This is a genomic window from Candidatus Westeberhardia cardiocondylae (assembly GCA_001242845.1).
GTDB classification, from domain to species: domain Bacteria; phylum Pseudomonadota; class Gammaproteobacteria; order Enterobacterales; family Enterobacteriaceae; genus Westeberhardia; species Westeberhardia cardiocondylae.
The window spans coordinates 434,631-452,630 of sequence record LN774881.1 but is presented as its reverse complement, the minus strand read 5'-3'; the positions used below and the strand labels follow the sequence as shown (position 1 = coordinate 452,630).

Annotated in this window: 13 protein-coding genes and 2 tRNA genes; 1 reads left to right on the top strand and 14 read right to left on the bottom strand. The window is 22.1% G+C overall.

What is annotated here, in order from left to right; all coding sequences use genetic code 11:
- Positions 1 to 81: 81 nt before the first annotated feature.
- From accA to rpsB, 12 genes are all read right to left on the bottom strand, one after another.
- Positions 82 to 1,041, bottom strand: a complete 960-nt coding sequence (gene accA, locus WEOB_RS01795; RefSeq protein WP_281263836.1) for an acetyl-CoA carboxylase carboxyl transferase subunit alpha — start codon at positions 1,039 to 1,041, stop codon at positions 82 to 84.
- Positions 1,038 to 4,562 carry a DNA polymerase III subunit alpha gene (gene dnaE / locus WEOB_RS01790; protein WP_281263835.1) on the bottom strand — a complete coding sequence of 1,175 codons (3,525 nt, stop codon included), beginning with the start codon at positions 4,560 to 4,562 and terminating at the stop codon, positions 1,038 to 1,040. The genes accA and dnaE overlap by 4 nt, the downstream gene beginning before the upstream one ends.
- A 1,120-nt stretch (positions 4,563 to 5,682) precedes the next feature.
- Complete coding sequence (gene fabZ, locus WEOB_RS01785; RefSeq protein ID WP_281263834.1) at positions 5,683 to 6,138, bottom strand: 3-hydroxyacyl-ACP dehydratase FabZ; 456 nt, start codon at positions 6,136 to 6,138, stop codon at positions 5,683 to 5,685.
- Between the two features lie 279 nt (positions 6,139 to 6,417).
- Positions 6,418 to 6,879: an OmpH family outer membrane protein gene (locus tag WEOB_RS01780; RefSeq protein ID WP_281263833.1), complete on the bottom strand. Its 462-nt coding sequence runs from the start codon at positions 6,877 to 6,879 to the stop codon at positions 6,418 to 6,420.
- A gap of 150 nt (positions 6,880 to 7,029) precedes the next feature.
- Complete coding sequence (gene bamA / locus WEOB_RS01775) at positions 7,030 to 9,456, bottom strand: outer membrane protein assembly factor BamA (protein ID WP_281263832.1); 2,427 nt, start codon at positions 9,454 to 9,456, stop codon at positions 7,030 to 7,032.
- 37 nt (positions 9,457 to 9,493) lie between these two features.
- Positions 9,494 to 10,861: a sigma E protease regulator RseP gene (gene rseP / locus WEOB_RS01770; RefSeq protein ID WP_281263831.1), complete on the bottom strand. Its 1,368-nt coding sequence runs from the start codon at positions 10,859 to 10,861 to the stop codon at positions 9,494 to 9,496.
- Positions 10,862 to 10,895: 34 nt separating this feature from the next.
- The gene (locus WEOB_RS01765) at positions 10,896 to 11,759 is read right to left on the bottom strand and encodes a phosphatidate cytidylyltransferase (RefSeq protein WP_281263830.1); all 864 of its coding nucleotides are present in this window, start codon (positions 11,757 to 11,759) and stop codon (positions 10,896 to 10,898) included.
- A gap of 40 nt (positions 11,760 to 11,799) precedes the next feature.
- Positions 11,800 to 12,516: a polyprenyl diphosphate synthase gene (gene uppS / locus WEOB_RS01760; protein WP_281263829.1), complete on the bottom strand. Its 717-nt coding sequence runs from the start codon at positions 12,514 to 12,516 to the stop codon at positions 11,800 to 11,802.
- A gap of 626 nt (positions 12,517 to 13,142) precedes the next feature.
- The gene (gene frr, locus WEOB_RS01755) at positions 13,143 to 13,700 is read right to left on the bottom strand and encodes a ribosome recycling factor (protein WP_281263828.1); all 558 of its coding nucleotides are present in this window, start codon (positions 13,698 to 13,700) and stop codon (positions 13,143 to 13,145) included.
- A gap of 42 nt (positions 13,701 to 13,742) precedes the next feature.
- Positions 13,743 to 14,522, bottom strand: coding sequence for a UMP kinase (pyrH, locus tag WEOB_RS01750; RefSeq protein WP_281263827.1), 780 nt, complete (start codon positions 14,520 to 14,522; stop codon positions 13,743 to 13,745).
- 123 nt (positions 14,523 to 14,645) lie between these two features.
- Positions 14,646 to 15,455: a translation elongation factor Ts gene (gene tsf / locus WEOB_RS01745; protein WP_281263826.1), complete on the bottom strand. Its 810-nt coding sequence runs from the start codon at positions 15,453 to 15,455 to the stop codon at positions 14,646 to 14,648.
- Between the two features lie 65 nt (positions 15,456 to 15,520).
- On the bottom strand, positions 15,521 to 16,222 hold the full coding sequence (gene rpsB / locus WEOB_RS01740) for a 30S ribosomal protein S2 (protein ID WP_281263825.1): 702 nt from the start codon (positions 16,220 to 16,222) through the stop codon (positions 15,521 to 15,523).
- A 372-nt stretch (positions 16,223 to 16,594) separates the two neighbouring features.
- Between rpsB and map the strand changes: the two genes are divergently transcribed.
- A complete protein-coding gene (map, locus tag WEOB_RS01735) occupies positions 16,595 to 17,386 on the top strand; it encodes a type I methionyl aminopeptidase (protein WP_281263824.1) in 792 nt (263 codons plus the stop codon).
- Between the two features lie 195 nt (positions 17,387 to 17,581).
- Here the strand turns inward: map and WEOB_RS01730 are convergent.
- A tRNA-Trp gene (locus tag WEOB_RS01730) sits at positions 17,582 to 17,655 on the bottom strand.
- Positions 17,656 to 17,678: 23 nt separating this feature from the next.
- Positions 17,679 to 17,752, bottom strand: a tRNA-Asp gene (locus WEOB_RS01725).
- Positions 17,753 to 18,000: the final 248 nt, after the last annotated feature.

Sequence of the window (18,000 nt, the reverse complement as noted above, 5' to 3'; positions counted from 1 at the left end):
GTATTAAGTATAATATTTATTAAATTATGTAAAATATAATTTATAAAATTTATAAGTTATTGTGTAATATTTTTACATTTATTAACAATATCCATAATTCATTATTTTTTTGTATCTTTTTTTTAATAATTCTGTTTTACTTAAAATATCTAATTCCATTAGATCTGTTAGTAGTTGTGTTTTTAATGCATTTGAAATAGATAGGATGTTTTTATGTGCTCCTCCTATTGGTTCTAATATAATATTGTCAATTAAATTTAATTTTTTAAGTTTTTTTGCAACAATTTTCATTTCTTCGGCTGCTTTTTGTGTTTTTTTTATGTTGTTCCATAAGATGGATGCGCAACCCTCTGGGGAAATTACAGAATATATACTGTATTCTAACATGTTAATTTTATCCCCAATTCCAATCGCTAATGCACCTCCAGATCCTCCTTCTCCTATTATAGTGCAAATAATAGGTATTTTCAAATTTGACATTTCTTGTAAATTTTTTGCAATTGCTGCAGATTGTCCTCTTTCTTCTGCTTTAATACCAGGATAAGCTCCTGGTGTGTCTATAAATGTTAATAGCGGCATATTAAATTTATTTGCTATTTTCATCAATCTTAGTGCTTTTCTGTATCCTTCTGGAACTGGCATTCCAAAATTTCTTTGTATCTTTTCTTTTATTGTTCTTCCTTTTTGATGTCCTATTATCATAACTGGTCTAGAATTAAGACGAGCGATTCCTCCTATAATAGCTTTATCATCATAATAAATACGATCTCCTGCTAATTCATCAAAATTTGTAAATATATTTTGAATATAGTCTAATGTATAAGGTCGCATAGGATGTCTAGATAATTGAACAATTTGCCAGGAATTTAAATTTGAGAATATTTTGTTGGTTAATTTTTTGTTCTTTTTTTGTAATTGTTTTATTTTTTTATTTAAATTGGTATCAAATTTTTTATTGTTGTCTTTAATTGCAATTAAAGAATTAATTTTTTCTTCTAATTCTATAATTGGTTTTTCAAAATCAAGAAAATATGAAGTCATAAAATATCTTTAACAATTCTTTGAAATTTTAATTTTATTTTGTTTTTTCCTACAAGCATATTTAATTTATTAAATAAAGAATCGCTTGGTGTAATTTTTGAACATATATTTAAATATGATTTTTGTTTGTTTTCTTTTTTATGGAATAGATATATTGGAATTTTTCCTGGTTGATAGTTTTTTAGTACTTTTTCAAGATTATTTAAAAATTTATGATTTATTTGCTTTTCGGTTAATAAAATTGCTATTTTATGTATATATTTTTCTCTGATTTTGATAATGTTCATTATAGTTGTAGCGATGATTGTATATTTTTTACTAAAATTGTTAAATACTATTTTTCCTTGAATCATTAGAATTGAATTTTTTTTTAGCATATATTGGTTTTTTTCTAAAATTTTATCAATCAATATTATGTTTAATAGTTTTTTTGATTCATCACTAATTGTTATAATACCAATATTTTTACTTTGTTTATTATGTATTAGTTTAATATTAGTAACTATACCAATAGTAGTTATTATTTTATTTATATTATCGATTTTAAATTTAATATATTTTATTAATGTGTATTGTATATTGTAAAATGTGATTTCTTTTAAAAATTGTGTGATTGGATTTCCACTTAGATAAATTCCTAAAGTTTTTTGTTCGTTATCTAGAGTAATTTGTTTGGACCAAGGGGTAATTATTTCATTATTATTTTGTAATATTCTTGATATTGTTTTTGAAGCGGTTTCAAACATATCCATTTGTCCGAATTTTTTGTTTATTTCGTATTGGTTGTTTACATTTATGATTTTTTTAATTGATTCTATTAGTGCTGCTCGATGTATTCCAAATACATCAAGGGAACCAGACATAGCTAATTTTTCTAGTGTTCTTTTATTAATTATATTAGTATTATGTTTCAAAAAAAAATCAAATAAATTATGAAAATTTCCATTTTTGTTTCTTGTATTAATAATTGTTTTAACTGTTTTTTTACCAATCCCTTTTATCGCTCCCATTCCGTAGACTATATTTTCATTTTTATCTACATAAAAATGATATTGGCTATTATTAATATCTGGTTTTAAAACTTTTATTTTCATACGTGCACATTCATTGATCCAATTTGTTATTTTTTCTGTATTATCTATATCAGCATTCATTGTTGCAGCCATGAATTCTGCAGGATAATGTGTTTTTAACCAAAGAGTTTGATATGTTAATAACGCATAAGCTGCAGCATGAGATTTATTAAAACTATAACCAGAAAATTTTTCTAATATATTGAAAATTTTTTTTGATAATTCATAGTCAATTTTGTTTTTTTTTGTTCCTTTATTGAATAATAATTGTTGTTTTATCATTTCTTTTGGTTCTTTTTTTGTCATAGCACAACGTAATATATCTGCGTTTTTAAGTGTATAACCTGCTAATGTTTGGGCTATTTGCATGACTTGTTCTTGATATAATATTATACCGTAAGTGGGTTTTAGGATTTTTTGTAGTAATTTATTTTTTGTTAGTTTTGGATCTAAGTATGAAATAGTTTCACGTCCATTTTTTCGATTTATAAAATTATTTATCATACCTGATTTTATTGGACCTGGTCTGAATAATGCTATTAGCGCAATAATGTCTTCAAAACAATCTGGTTTTAGTCTTTTGATTAAGTTTTTTATTCCGTTTGATTCTAATTGGAATATTGCAGTTGTTTCTGATTTTTGTAGTTTTTTGAAACTTTCTTTATCATTTGTAGGAATTTCATTAATTTTTATTAAATGTAATTTTTTTTCTTTTCGATGTTTATTGATCATTTTTAATGTTTTATCTATAATGGTTAAAGTTCGTAATCCTAAAAAATCAAATTTTATTAAACCAAGTTTTTCAATGTCATATTTATCAAATTGAGTTACAATATTTTCTCCGGAAAAATCACAATATAATGGTGAAAAATTAGTGATATTTTTAGGAGTTATTACAATTCCTCCGGCATGTTTTCCTACATTTCTTATAGTTCCTTCTAATTTTATTGCCATATTAATTAATGTTTGTATTTCTTGGTCAGTTTCATATTTTTTCTTTAAGATTGGATTTATTATGAATGATTTTTTTATTGTTATTTTAGGGTCAAATGGTATTAGTTTTGCAATATGATCCACAAAATTATATGGATACCCTAATGCCCTTCCTACATCGCGAATTACTGCTTTTGCAGTCATTGTTCCAAAAGTAATGATTTGTGATACTGAGTCTTTTCCGTAAGAATCAATTACATGTTTAATTACTAAATCTCTTTTTTTCATGCAAAAATCAATGTCTAAATCAGGTTGTGATGTTCTTTCAGGATTTAAAAATCGTTCGAATAATAAGTTGAATAATAATGGATCTAATTCAGTGATTTTTAATACGTACGCAACTAATGATCCAGCTCCTGATCCTCTTCCTGGTCCAACTGGAATATTATTGTTTTTAGCCCATTGTATAAACTCCATCACTATGAGGAAATAACTAGATAAATTCATATTTCCAATGGTTTGCAATTCATTTTTTAAACGTTTTTCATAGATAGGAAATTTTTTTTTTCTTGTGTTTTTGTTTGGATAAAGAAAATTTAATTTTGTTTTTAAACCGTCTTTTGCAAGTTTAATTAAATAGTTTTTGTTTGAAAGGTTTTTTTTAGGAAATTTTGGAAAAGTATATTTATCAAAATGGATAGTAACATTGCATCTTTCAGCTATTTTTACACTGTTAGTTAACGCTTCTGGTATATCAGAAAATAATTCACACATTTCTTGTTCATTTCGCATATATTGTTGAGGACTATAAAGTTTTTGTTTATTTGTTTTATTGTTTATTTTGTATCCTTCGTGAATTGCAACACGAATTTCGTGTGCATAAAAGTCTTCTTTTGTTAAAAATAATACGTCATTAGTAGCGACTACTGGAAGTTCATTAAATATAGCAAGTTGTATTGCAGATTTTATATAATATTCTTCGTATGGTCTACCTGTTCTAGTTAATTCAAGGTAATATCGATTGAAAAAGTATTTTTTGTAAAAAATTATGTATTTTTCTATTTTCGATAAGTTGTTTTTTATTATGCAGTTTCCTATGTCTCCTTTTATCCCTCCAGATAATAAGATAATTCCTTCATTATATTTTGTAAGATGTTTTATATCAATAAAAGGTCCAATAGTTGGATTATAACCGTGTTTGTAAGAAATTGTTAATAATTGAATCAAATTTTTATATCCAATATTATTGGCTGCTAAAGCAGTTATTTTTGTGAATTCTGGTATTATTTCGTTAGTTTTTAAAGTAATGTCTGATCCTATGATTGGTTTTATTCCTTTTTTGAAAGAGATATTATAGAATTTAATTAATCCAAATAAATTCATATTGTCTGTTAATGCAATAGCTGGCATTTTAAGTTCTTTAGTTTTTTTTATTAATGAATTAAGTTTAATTAATCCATCTTTTATTGAATAATCACTATGCATACGTAAATGAATAAATTTTGGGGTAATCATATTAATAGTATGAAATTTATGGTTTTTGAAAATTTTGATGTTAACATTTTGAATATTAATATTAAAAATATAAAAATTTTATTATCTATAAATTTATTATAATTTAATAATTTAAATCATTTGGATAAATGATATTTTACAAAATTATTTTAATAGGTTTTGTTATAAAAGTTTTATTAAAGTTAAATTGTATTTATTTAAATTTTTATAAAAATTTATTTTATAAAATATTTTTTTATTTAAAGTGAAATAGATTTTTATTGAGTTTGTTAATACATTTAAATTTTTGCACTGTTTTAATAAAATATATAGAAATTTTGTGGTTATTTTATAAATTATATAAATTTAATTTAGTATATAGGAATATTTTAGAATTTTATGTATTTGTAAGTAAATACAAAAATAGTCATTATATAATTTGATTTTGTATAAAATTTATGAGATATAATATTTATTTTATAATTTTATTATACTTTTTTTTATACATATTTAAATATATTTATTTACAGGATATTGATTATGAATAGTATTTTGTAATTTAAAATTTAATTTTATGGACTTTTTGTTTGTATGTATGTGATGTTAATTTTATTAAAATTTTATTTTAAAAATATATAATTGATTAGTATGATGTTTATTTTTATATTTAATTTTAAAATTAAATGTGAATTGTATTTATTGTGTTATTTGTTATTTTAGATTGTAATTTTAGAATTGATTTTAAATTTTATGATTTTTGGAACTGAATAATGTATTAGAATGAATTTTTTGTAAAATGATTTTTTAACATATTTTATTCTAATAAAGTATATGAATTTAAAATTTGTTTTATTATATTTTTATATGTAAATCTATATTTTATGAATTAATAACGAAATATTAATTGTTAATATTTTAAATTACTAATTTAGTGTTTTATAATTGTGTATTTATGTTTGATGTTTTGGTGTATAATATGGTGTTTTTTAATATTTTAATTAAAATCTAAATTTTTTTGTATGTTGTATAAATTAACTTTGTACGAATTTGCGTAATAAACAGTTTAAGAATAAGTATTTTAATAGATAGTAAATTTATAGATTCAATTTGTTTATTGATTTATATAAAATATATTGTAAAATTATTTTTTTATTTGTTTTGTGCACATTAAAGAAGCTTGACAAGTTATTTTTCCATCAACTTTTGCAATTCCGTTGAATTTTGTTATTTTTTTTCTTTTTTTAACAAATTTAATTTCAAAAATTATTTGGTCTCCTGGTTGTACTGTCTGCTTGAACTGAGCTTCATTTATAGCAGCTAAATAATAATATTCTTCAGGTAATAATTTGATTTCACTTTTCAATGCTAAGATTCCACTAGCTTGCGCCATAGCTTCTAAAATTAATACACCAGGGAATATTGGTTTTTTTGGAAAATGTCCTTGAAAAAATGGTTCATTGAATGTAACATTTTTAATGGCACATAAGTATCTTCCTTTTGTAAAATTTAATACTCTATCTATTAATAAAAATGGAAATCTATGAGGTAAAAATTTTAGTATTTCTTCGGCGTATAATTTATGTATTTTAATAGTCAAAATTTGTTTCCTATTTTTAAAACATCGCGTTATAATTTATGTTTTTGTATTTTTTAACATTTATTTTCTAAAAAATATTTTTTATTGATAAAATATTTTTGTTAATATTATTTATATAATTTTATAATAAAACTTTATAAATTTTGTTTTATTAGAAATATTTTCAAATTTTTTTGAATATGTAAAATTTGTTATATTTATGCTTGTAATTGACGCTTGATTATATGATGAGATTTTGAATAATTACACGTTGATGTACAAATTTAATTTTAGAAAATGTTATTCGTTAATTTTATTTAAAATTTCAGGAGTAATATTTTTAATTTTATTATTTATATAAAATATAGAATCGGAATCTATTACAATATCATATCCTTTTTTAACCGCTATATTTTTGATTATTTTTCGAATATATTCTAAAAATTTATTTTTTTCTTCATTTTGTCTTTTTATGTTTTCTTCTTCAAATATTTTTACTTTTTTTGAAAAGATTTTTTTTTGTGCAATAATTGATTTTTCTAATTCTTGTTTTTCATGGGTATTTATATTTTTATTGTTGTATTTTAAATGTTGTATTTTATTTTGTAAATCGTTTTCTATTTTTTGAAGATCAATTATTTTATTTTTAAATTCTTTTTCTAATTTTTCAGTAATTATGATTTTTTGTATAGATTTTTGGAATATGTCGTAAATATTTACTACAGCAATTTTTTCGTTGGCTTGCGCTTTAGAAATAAGCATGATTATTAATATTGTATTTAATAATAAAGTATTGAAGTATATTTTCATTTTTTCCTTATATATTTTGATAATTAAGAAATTATTTAATTTTGTATTTAAAAAAATTTTAGTTGATTTAGCAAATAGTATGGATTGTTTTTAAATATTTATTTACCATGATTTTCCAACATTAAATTGGAATTTTTCTATTTTATCCCCTTTACAAAATTTTATAGGATATCCATAAGAAAAAATTAGAGGACCTAATGGTGATATTAATTGAAAATTTATTCCAGATGAAATTCTAATATTTTGAAATTTTTCATTATAAAAGGTGTTTTTTAAATATTTTTTATTTTTTTTCCAATTATTATTCCAGATAGTTCCAATATCAATAAATAATGATGTTCGTATTAAATTTTGATATTTTTTTTTTATTAATGATGTTATAGGTATAGTAATTTCATTGTTGATGATAAAAATAGAATCTCCCCCAAAAATAGGTTTTTTTGTGTTGTATTTTAAATTTTTAAATTTATTTTTGTTATATTTGTTGCATTTATTTATTGGTACGATATTCTCTAAATAGAATCCTCTAATTTTATTAAATTCTTTTAGACAAAAATGGTCATAAAAAGGTATTTTTTGTCTGTTTTTTGAATTTGAATATCCAAAGTATGTTTTTCCAAAAAATATCCAATTTATATTTTTTATGATAGGAATAAAGTAGTTAGATTTAAAAATTATTTTGTAATAATTGTTATGGGAAATTGGAAGGGTAATTTTACCCATTAGATCTGTGTTAGACCCAGTAGTTGGAAAAATATTCTTATTGATGTTATTGAAGTTCCAATGCAAATTTAAAAAAATATCTTCAGCGCTTAAATTTATATTATTTATTTTTTTGTTAGCTATTTTTTTTTGATTAATTTTAGAATTTATCGAATGATATTCAGAAATATGTGATGTAATGTTATTTACACTATTATGTATATATTCTAGTTTTATATTAAATAGACTTTTGTAATTTTTTACGGGAATATTACATATGATATTTGTTCCGTATTGAAGTAAATTATAGTTTGATTTATTTATTATTTTATGTATATTAAAATTTTTATAAAGTATATTATTAGAAAAATTTATTTTATTATTTGTGTAATAAGGACTGATTATTGAAAATTTATTATAAAATTGATTATTGCTTTTGTTGCTTTCAAGAGATATAGAATTTCCAATTTTCAACCAATTGTTTTTTTTAACATTAAATTGAAAATTTAGTTTATTTTCTTGATTAAATCCTATTCCAGCATTAAATGATCCTGTATTTTTTTCTTTCATTTTGTATAATATATTTATTTTATTTAATGAATTTGGTATATGTTGTATTTTTACATTGATATTTTCAAAATATTCTAGATTTATTAGTTTTTTTTTTCCTTGATTAATTAGTTCCATATTTATGTATGTTCCTTCTATTTGATTTATTTCTCTTCGGATTATGTTGTCTTTTATGGTGTTGTTTCCTTCAAAAAATATTTTTTGTACGTAGAATTGAGTATTTGGATCAATATAAATATGTAAATCTATAGTATTGTTATCGTTGTTTTCTTTCATTTGAATTATTATATTAGGATAAATATAACCGTAGGAACTTAGTAATTTTTTAATTTTATTTTTTATATTAGTCAATTGTGTTAAATCATATGGTTTTATTAGAATTGTTTGTATTAACTTGTTAATTTTTTTATATTTATAGTGTGAAATTATGTCTCCTTGAAGGTTTATTTTGGATATTTTATATTTTTTTCCTTCAGAAATGTTGATTTTTATATATGCATATTTTTTATTTTTTGTTAATTGAATATTTGTAGAATTAATTTTGAAATTTGCATATCCACGAGATAGATAAAAATTTTGTAATAATTTTAAATAGTTAATTAGTTTTTTTTGTTGATATATTTTTAATTTTTTTTCTTTCCAATTTAGAAAATTTTCGTTTATTTGGATTTTTTTGGTTAATTCTTTATTGTTAAAAGATTTATTTCCAATTAAACGAAAACTTTTAACCTTAGTGTATTCTCCTTCTTTTATTTTTAATTTTATATAAACGTGATTGTTTGCAATAGGTATGATGATTGGTGTAATTATTGTGTTATATTTCCCTATGGATAAATACAAATTTTCTACATGTTTTTTTACGTAGAATATTAATTTTTTATCTAAAAATTTTCCACTTTTTAAATTATATATGTGAAATATTTTTTTTAAAGTATCTTGTTTTATTTTTTCATTTCCAAAAAAGAAAATATTGGTAATTATTGGTTTTTCTTTTACATAGATAAATAATGTGTTTTTTTTATATGATATATATATGTTTTCAAAATATTTAGTAGAAAATAACATATGAATAGTATTTGCAATGTTTTCTTTATTAATTATATCTCCTATTCTAACTGGTATATTGAGTAATACTTCTCCTTCTGGTATGTTTTGTAATCCTACAAAATGAATATTTTGTATTTTGAATTCATTGTAAGCATAGGCATTGATAATATTAAAAAAAAAGAAAAATATTATTAGAATTTTTTTTTTCATTGTATTTATGTAATTTAAAGCATATTGTATAAAATTTTTATTTTATAAATTTAGAGAAATCATTAAATAACGCTATTCCTGTTAGTGTTATGAGTAAAATTAAACTAATTTGATAACTTGTGTTTTTAATTTTTTGTGAAATTGGTTTTTTTATAAACGATTCTATTATAAGAAAAACTAAATATCCTCCATCTAATATAGGTAAAGGTAAAAGATTTATAATTCCCAAGTTAATACTAATAATTGATAAAAATATTAAGTAATGTATTAACCCAGATTTTATAGCTGTTCCTGCGTTATGAGCTATAGAAATAGGCCCGCCTAAGTTTTTTAAGATGAAATCTTGGTTATAAAATAGTTTGATTAAATTTTCAAATATGAGTCGCATTACTTTCCAAGTTTCATTTCCTGCGTGTATTAGTGATGATATTGGGCGAAATGAGTATGTAGCCTTGTATTCTTTGGGTATAGGAATAATTGTTGGATATATTCCTGCAAATCCTATTTTTTTGTTTTCGTATATTGTTTTACTTTCAGGACATAAGATTAAATTTATTGGAATTCCTTTTCTTTCTACAGTTATTTTTAGTTTTGTGTTTGGATTATTTTGAATTTCGTCTGTAAGAGTTTTCCATTCTTTTATTTCTACATCATTTACAGATATGATTTTGTCTTTTGGTTTAAATCCGGATTTCATTGCTGCTGAATTTTTTTCTATTTTAGTAAGAATTGGTACAATCTTTTGGTGTATCGGAATAATTCCTAAAGAGGAAATTGGATCTTTTTTATCTTTTATATAGTTTTTATGTAAAAAGAATTTTTTTGTTTTTGTATCGTTGTTTTTATCCAAATATGTTGTACAAATGGTAATGTTTTCTTTATTTTTCGTGTTAATTAATTCGGAATATACAGAATCCCAATTAAGTGTTTTTTGATTATTAATATATTGTATTTCCATTCCAGAAGTGATTCCGATATGATCGGCTGTTGAATTAGGAATTACTTTTTCTATAATCGGTTTATAGTGTGTAATACCTATCAAGAAAATCATCCAATAAATGAAAATTGAGAAAAGGAAATTAAATATTGAACCTGATGCTATAATTATAATGCGTTTCCAAATTTTTTTTTTTTGAAAATATTGTCTATTTTTTGGAATAGTTTTTGCTAAATTTTTTTTTTCATCTAACATTTTTACATATCCACCTAGAGGTATGGATGCAATAATATATTCTGTTCCAGATTTGTCATATTTTTTCCATAGTGTGTAACCAAATCCTATAGAAAATTTTTCTATTATTACTCCGTAATATTTAGCTGTTATAAAATGCCCAAGTTCATGTATTGTTATTAGTAGTCCAACAGTAATAATAAACGAAAAAAAGTTAAAAAATATATGTGCCATATAAGAATGTCCTTAAATATCTATAAATTAATTTTTAAAAATTCATTAGTAATGTTAAGCAAGTAAATATTGGTACAGCAGAACTTAGACTATCTATTCTATCTAATATTCCACCGTGTCCTGGGATTAAATTTCCGCTGTCTTTTATATTTATTACTCGCTTAAACATACTCATGTTTAGATCTCCAAGTATTGCTGAGATTATAATAATAATAAAACAGATATTTAATTTTGTATGTGAAATATTATAAAGAATTGTATATTTTATAAATATTACATGAATTATATATGAAGTAGTTAATCCACCTATTGTTCCTTCCCAAGTTTTATTTGGGGAAATTTTTGGTATCAATTTATGTTTTCCTAATAATTTTCCAAATATATAAGAACTAGAATCTAGTCCCCAAATTAATATTATAACATATAGTATTTTCCATGTATTCATAGAATGATCGTAATTGTATGTATGTTGTTCTTGTTGCAATATTAGTATACTCCAAAAGAACGGTATTATAATAAACATACCAAATAGCATTTTTAAAATTTTAGAATTATTCCATAATTTTGTAGAATATGGGTAAAATAAAATTAGGAGTGATGCTGTTATCCACCAAGATAGGGTTATTGGTATAAAAATATATTTAATTTTATGTTTTAATAGAAAATATGGTTCATATACTGTGATTAATATAATAATTACAATGATTGTAAAATAAAATATTAAAAATAATATTCGTTGCCATAATAATAAAGGTATAATAAATTTATTCCATTCAAATATGCTAAATATATTTAATATGAATAAGAATATTATAAGTTTTTCTATTGTAAACATAGAAATTATACCTATGACAATAGGTGTTAAAAAAATTGTGCTGATTATACGATTTTTTATCAAGTTTTTTCCTGAATATGATTTTTAAAAATGAAAAATTTTGTTAAGATATAATTTTTCCAAATTTTCTTTTTCTTTTTGAAAACGCTTGTATAGCGTTTTCAAAAATGGAATCATTAAAGTCTGGCCATAGTGTATCGGTAAAAAATAATTCTGAGTATGCTATTTGCCATAATAAAAAATTACTAATTCTATATTCACCTCCGGTTCTAATAACTAAATCTACTGGAGATAATTTGTTCATACAAATATATTTACAAAACATATTTTCATTGATTTGATTTGACTTCAAAGATCCTTTTTCAATTTTTTTTGCAAGTTTTCTTGCTCCTTGCGTAATATCCCATCTTCCACTATAATTGGCGGCAATATTTAAATTTAATCCTTGATTGTTATAAGTTAATTTTTCAGATTTATTGATGCTATTTTGTAATTTTATTTTAAATCTTGATATGTCTCCTATAACTTTAAGTCGAATATTACGTTTATGTAAATTATCTATTTCGTCATCTAGTGTTTTAACAAATAATTCCATTAGAAAAGAAACTTCTGTTTTGGATCTATTCCAATTTTCTTTGCTAAATGCATATAATGTTAATGCATCAAAATTGTGATTTTTTGCAAAATATATTGCGCGTTTTGCTGATTTTATTCCCTCTTTATGCCCAAAAATTCGAAGTTTTCCTTTTTTTGTTGCCCATCTTCCATTTCCGTCCATAATGATAGCTACATGTTTTGGTGTAGATAATAAATGTTTCATTTTATTAAATAATTATTTGTTGTTTAGAAAAAATTTTAAAGTAGTAATAAAATTATATTTTGTAATCATATTTTTATTGATTAGATTATTTTATTTTTAATATTGATAAATTAATGTGTTATATTAATTTTATTTATAATAGATTATTTATAATATGGATGAATAAATTTAGGATTAAAATGGTGTTATAGTTTTAATACTATTGTGTAATATTTTTTTATACAGATTTTAAGTACCATTTATATGGTTTATTGATTTTTTAAAATTGTTTGTATCAGTAAGATTTGTTTTTGTAAAAGTTTTGTAAAATAATATTTATTTATTATTTATATTTTATATAGTGTAGTATTTTATAGATATATAGAATATTTATTGGAAATTATTTATATAAATTTGGGATTAAAAATTTTATTTGATAATTTTAAAATTTTATAAATGAGTGAAATTGATATTCTAATTTTATTTGTGCATATGTTGTAAGGAATCTTTAATTCATTTGTAGATATTTGTTAATTTTTTGTTTTTATGAAGTAGATTTAGTTTTTTTATATTGTGAGTACTTATAATGAAATTTTTATTTTTATATTTTTAATTATTTGTTTAATGTTTTATGATTTCTATTTTAGTTAGATTGTATTTATGTCTTTTTCTTTTTTTTGTAGTATATGATCTATTTTTTTTATATTTTTATCTGTTATATTTTGTATTATTTTTTTAATTTTATGATATTCATCTTGGTTAATTGTTTTTTCTTTTTTTAATTTTTTTGTTTTTTCATTCATGTCTTTTCTGATTTTTCTAATTGATATTTTACATGTTTCTGCTTCTTTTTGTGCTAATTTTATTAATTTTATGCGATTTTCTTGAGTTATTATAGGAAATTGTAGATGAATTTTTTCTCCTATAATTATTGGTGTTATTCCTAAGTTAGAATTTAAAATTGATTTTTTTATTGATGATATTGATGTTTTATCAAATGCAGTTATACATAAAGTATTTGGATTTATATTGACAATATATGCTATTTTTTGTATTGGTTGTGAAGAATAGTGAGATTTTACCAAAATTCCGTTAAGCAAATTTGGTGATATAGAGCTATTTCTAAATTTATTTATGTTATTTTTAAATATTTCAATGTATTTTTGCATTTTATGTTTTGTATTTTGTTGAATTTTTTTTATCATTGTTTTATTCTCTTAAGAGTTAAAAATTAATTATACATTTGATTAACTATTAGTTTTATATTTATTTTTATGTTTTTTATTGATTACTTTATAATTGTTTGTAATTAGTGTCCCTTCCGTTTTATCTCCCATAATAATTCTTTGTAATGCTCCTGGTTTATTAAAATTGAATATGCATATTGGTAAATTATGATCTTTTGCAAGAGAAAAAGCAGTTAGATCCATAATTTTTATTTTTTTTCTGATGATATCTTTATAACTTATTTGATTGTAAAATGTTGCGTTTTGATTTTTTCTTGGATCTTCTGAAAATACTCCTTCCACTTTTGTAGCTTTTATTACAATATCTGCTTTAATTTCAATTCCTCTTACACAAGCTGCAGAATCTGTAGTAAAAAATGGATTTCCTATTCCAGCTGAAAAAATTACTACATTATTATTTTGTAGCAAGTCAATAGCTTTATACCAATTATAACAATCACAAATGCTATTTAATGGAATAGGTGACATTAAATGGGAATTTACACATGTTTTGTGCAACGCGTCTTGTATCGCTAATCCATTTATTATTGTTGCTAATATTCCAATATGATCGCTAATTACTCTATTCATTCCAGTCTTTTTTAAAGATTTACCCCGAAATAAATTTCCACCTCCTATAACTATTCCTACTTGAATATGCATATGTACTAATTTTTTTATTTCCTTGGCTATATAGTTTAAAGTTTTATTATTAATACCAGATTCATGAGATTTTTGAAGTGCTTCTCCACTTAATTTTAATATAATTCTTTGATAAATAGGTTTTAAATTTTTTGACATGTTTTAGGTATTTTTTATTTTGTTTTATAAAACAAGAGTGTTATTAATATTTGTTTGATTAAATTTTGTAAGTATTGAATTAAGTAACATATAATATGGATATGATTATAATTGAATTTGATATTATTTTCCTACTTTGAAATAAACAAATTTGTTAATTTTTGATTGGTTTTCTTTTAGTAATTCTTTAATTTTTTTTTTATCGTTAAATATAAATGATTGTTCTAATAATGTGATATCTTTAACAAATTTTTTCATTCTTCCTTCTATTATTTTTTCAGATATATTAGATGGTTTTTTTAATTTTGAAACAATTTCTGATTGTATTTTTTTTTCATTTTCTATTATTTCTTTAGGAATGTCAGTAACATTGATATATTCTGGTGTATTGGCAACAATGTGCATAGCTATTTGTTTAATTAATTGTTGATTTATATTAGTAGCTGAAATTATTACTCCAATTTTTGTTCCGTGTAAATAATAGCCAAGTGTATTTCCTTGTATAATATTTATTCTGCGAATATTAATATTTTCATTAACTTTATTAATTAGTTCTGTATGTTGTGTGTTAAATTTTTTCTTTATGATATAAATGTCTGTAATATTTTTTTGAATGGCTTCAGAAACAATTTTTTTTCCAAATTCTTTAAATTCTTTTGTTTGTGCAACAAAGTCACTTTCGCAGTTTATTTCAAGAATTATACCATATTGATTTTCTTTTGATATTTTGATAAAAATGGATCCTTGGGAAGTTGTGTAATTTTTTCTTTTGTAGGAATTTATTTTTCCTAATTTTCTCATATAATTTATAGAAGAATTAATATTTCCGTTTGTTTTTATCAAAGCTGTTTTGCATGCCATAATTCCAGCGCCAGTTTTTTCTCTTAATTTTTTAATTAGATTTATAGTTATGTTTTTTTGTATATCAAGCATATATTCTTTCCTTATTTATTATTTTATGAAATATTTTTTATTTTGTATTTTTATTATAAAGTTATTTATATTGTTTTTTGGTTTTTATGGTTTTTTAAGTTTTGTATAACTGATAAGATTGTAAATAGATATAAATTTATAGATCTAATAGCGTCATCATTTCCTGGTATGACAAAATTTACCCCACTTGGATCAGAATTTGTATCAACAATAGCAAAAACGGGAATTCCAATTTTGTTGGCTTCTTTAATAGTAGTGCGTTCTTTTTCTGCATCAATAATAAATAGTGCGTCCGGTAAACCATTCATATTTTTTATTCCCCCTAAATTATTTTCTAATTTTTTTAATTTTCTTATACGTATTAATACTTCTTTTTTTGTTAATTTATCAAATGTTCCATCTTTTGATTGTTTTTCTAAGTTTTTTAATTGTTTTATTGATTTTCGTACTGTTTTCCAATTCGTAAGCATTCCTCCTAACCATCTATAATTTACAAAAAATTGATTACAACTTTTTGCTGTTTTTTTTATTGGTTTGCTTGCAGCTCGTTTAGTTCCGACGAATAGAATTTTTCCATGATTTAAAGCTATTTTTTTTAGTTCAAGTAAGGCTTTGCTAAACATATATTTTGTTTTTTCTAAATTTATAATGTGAATTTTGTGATAAGATCCAAAAATGAATGGTTTCATTTTTGGATTCCAATATCTAGTTTTATGTCCGAAATGTACACCTGCTTTTAGCATATCATGCATAGAAGGAATAATCATTGCAATGTTTTTCCTTATTTTATGTTGTTAAGTTGAATTTATTTATAAATATGGATAAAAAAATTTTTTTATTATGCAGAAACTTTTTATTATATATTTTATAATATTGTTACATTAATATTTATATTAATATCTTATTTTAAATGATATTATTTGTTTTATTATATAAGTCTGATATTAATTTTGGAGTTTTTATTTTAAAGATTAAGGTTGGCATGATTTATTTTGTGAAAATATGTTTTTATATGTAATAGAATACATTATTTAATTTAAATAGTACATTGTTTAATATATACTATCTAATGAATTTTTATGTTTGTATTTTATTTTTTAATTAATATGTTTATTATATAGGATATTTAAGGTCTATTTATGGATATTTCTTTAAAATTTTTTTATAAAATGAAAAAGATGCGTATTGTTTGTAAAATTGCATCTGAAGTATTAGAATTTATTGCTCCTTATATTAAACCTAATGTTAGCACTGGAAAATTGGATAGTTTATGTCATCAATTTATTGTAAATGAGAAACATGCTGTTCCAGCAGCTTTAGGGTATAAAGGATTTCCTAAGTCTGTTTGTATTTCAGTTAATGATGTTGTTTGTCATGGAATACCATCTAATGAGAAAAAATTAAAAAATGGGGATATTTTGAATATTGATGTTTCGATAATGAAAGATGGTTTTTATGGGGATACTTCCAAAATGTTTATAGTAGGCACACCATGTTCTCTTGCTTATCGTTTATGTAAAGTAACTGAAAAAAGTCTTTATTTAGCTATACAGTTGATTAAACCTGGTTTACGGTTGCGCGCGATTGGAAAAGCAATTCAAAATTTTGTAGAAATAGAAAATTTTTCTGTAGTTCGTAATTATTGTGGGCATGGAATTGGAAGAAAATTCCATGATAACCCCCAAGTATTGCATTATGATGCTTATGACAATGGTGTTATTTTAAAACAAGGAATGTCATTTACAATTGAGCCAATGGTTAATTCGGGTTGTGCAGACACTTATATTATGAGAGATGGTTGGACAGTAAAAACTAAAGATCATAGTTTATCTGCACAATATGAGCATACTGTTTTTGTTACAAAATACGGATGTGAAATTATGACATTGCGATCTGATGAAATTATTCCCCATATTTATAATAATATTTAAAGTGTTATTTTTATGTATTTTTTCATAAGATATTGTTATATAAACAGTATGTATTTTCGATTATATAGTATATAAAATAAATTTACATAAAAATTTGATAAATTTTTTGATATTTAATTAAAATTATTTAATATGTTTTTTATTATATTTTAATCATTATTTTATTTTTGGATAATTTACATTTTTTAATTTATACAGGGGCGGAGAGATTTGAACTCTCAACTTTCGGTTTTGGAGACCGGCGCTCTTCCGATTTGAACTACGCCCCTTTTTTTCGATGTAATATTATTCACGGTGCGGACGGGATTCGAACCCGCTACTCCCGGCGTGACAAGCCGATGTTCTGACCTATTGAACTACCGCACCCATATTGTATAAAATTATTATTTAATATTTTGTAGATAAATTTATTTAGTTTTACGGAATATATCATGATTATATTGTATTTTTCAATATTAAATATATAAAGATGGTTAATTTTTAATAAAAATTTATGAGTTGGAATGATGTATAATTAATAATATTGAGTTATTTTGTTAAAATATTTTTTATAAAAGTTTTGTAATTTTTTTAAAAGAAAATAATTTTATATATATAGAGTATATGAGTGAATT

Coding starts and splice junctions, on each gene's coding strand:
- uppS (WP_281263829.1), bottom strand. CDS start 12,516: ATGAAACATTTATTATCTACACCAAAACATGTAGCTATCATTATGGAC.
- WEOB_RS01780 (WP_281263833.1), bottom strand. CDS start 6,879: ATGCTTATTTCTAAAGCGCAAGCCAACGAAAAAATTGCTGTAGTAAAT.
- bamA (WP_281263832.1), bottom strand. CDS start 9,456: ATGAAAAAAAAAATTCTAATAATATTTTTCTTTTTTTTTAATATTATC.
- frr (WP_281263828.1), bottom strand. CDS start 13,700: ATGATAAAAAAAATTCAACAAAATACAAAACATAAAATGCAAAAATAC.
- rpsB (WP_281263825.1), bottom strand. CDS start 16,222: ATGATTATTCCTTCTATGCATGATATGCTAAAAGCAGGTGTACATTTC.
- rseP (WP_281263831.1), bottom strand. CDS start 10,861: ATGGCACATATATTTTTTAACTTTTTTTCGTTTATTATTACTGTTGGA.
- accA (WP_281263836.1), bottom strand. CDS start 1,041: ATGACTTCATATTTTCTTGATTTTGAAAAACCAATTATAGAATTAGAA.
- tsf (WP_281263826.1), bottom strand. CDS start 15,455: ATGCTTGATATACAAAAAAACATAACTATAAATCTAATTAAAAAATTA.
- map (WP_281263824.1), top strand. CDS start 16,595: ATGGATATTTCTTTAAAATTTTTTTATAAAATGAAAAAGATGCGTATT.
- dnaE (WP_281263835.1), bottom strand. CDS start 4,562: ATGATTACCCCAAAATTTATTCATTTACGTATGCATAGTGATTATTCA.
- pyrH (WP_281263827.1), bottom strand. CDS start 14,522: ATGTCAAAAAATTTAAAACCTATTTATCAAAGAATTATATTAAAATTA.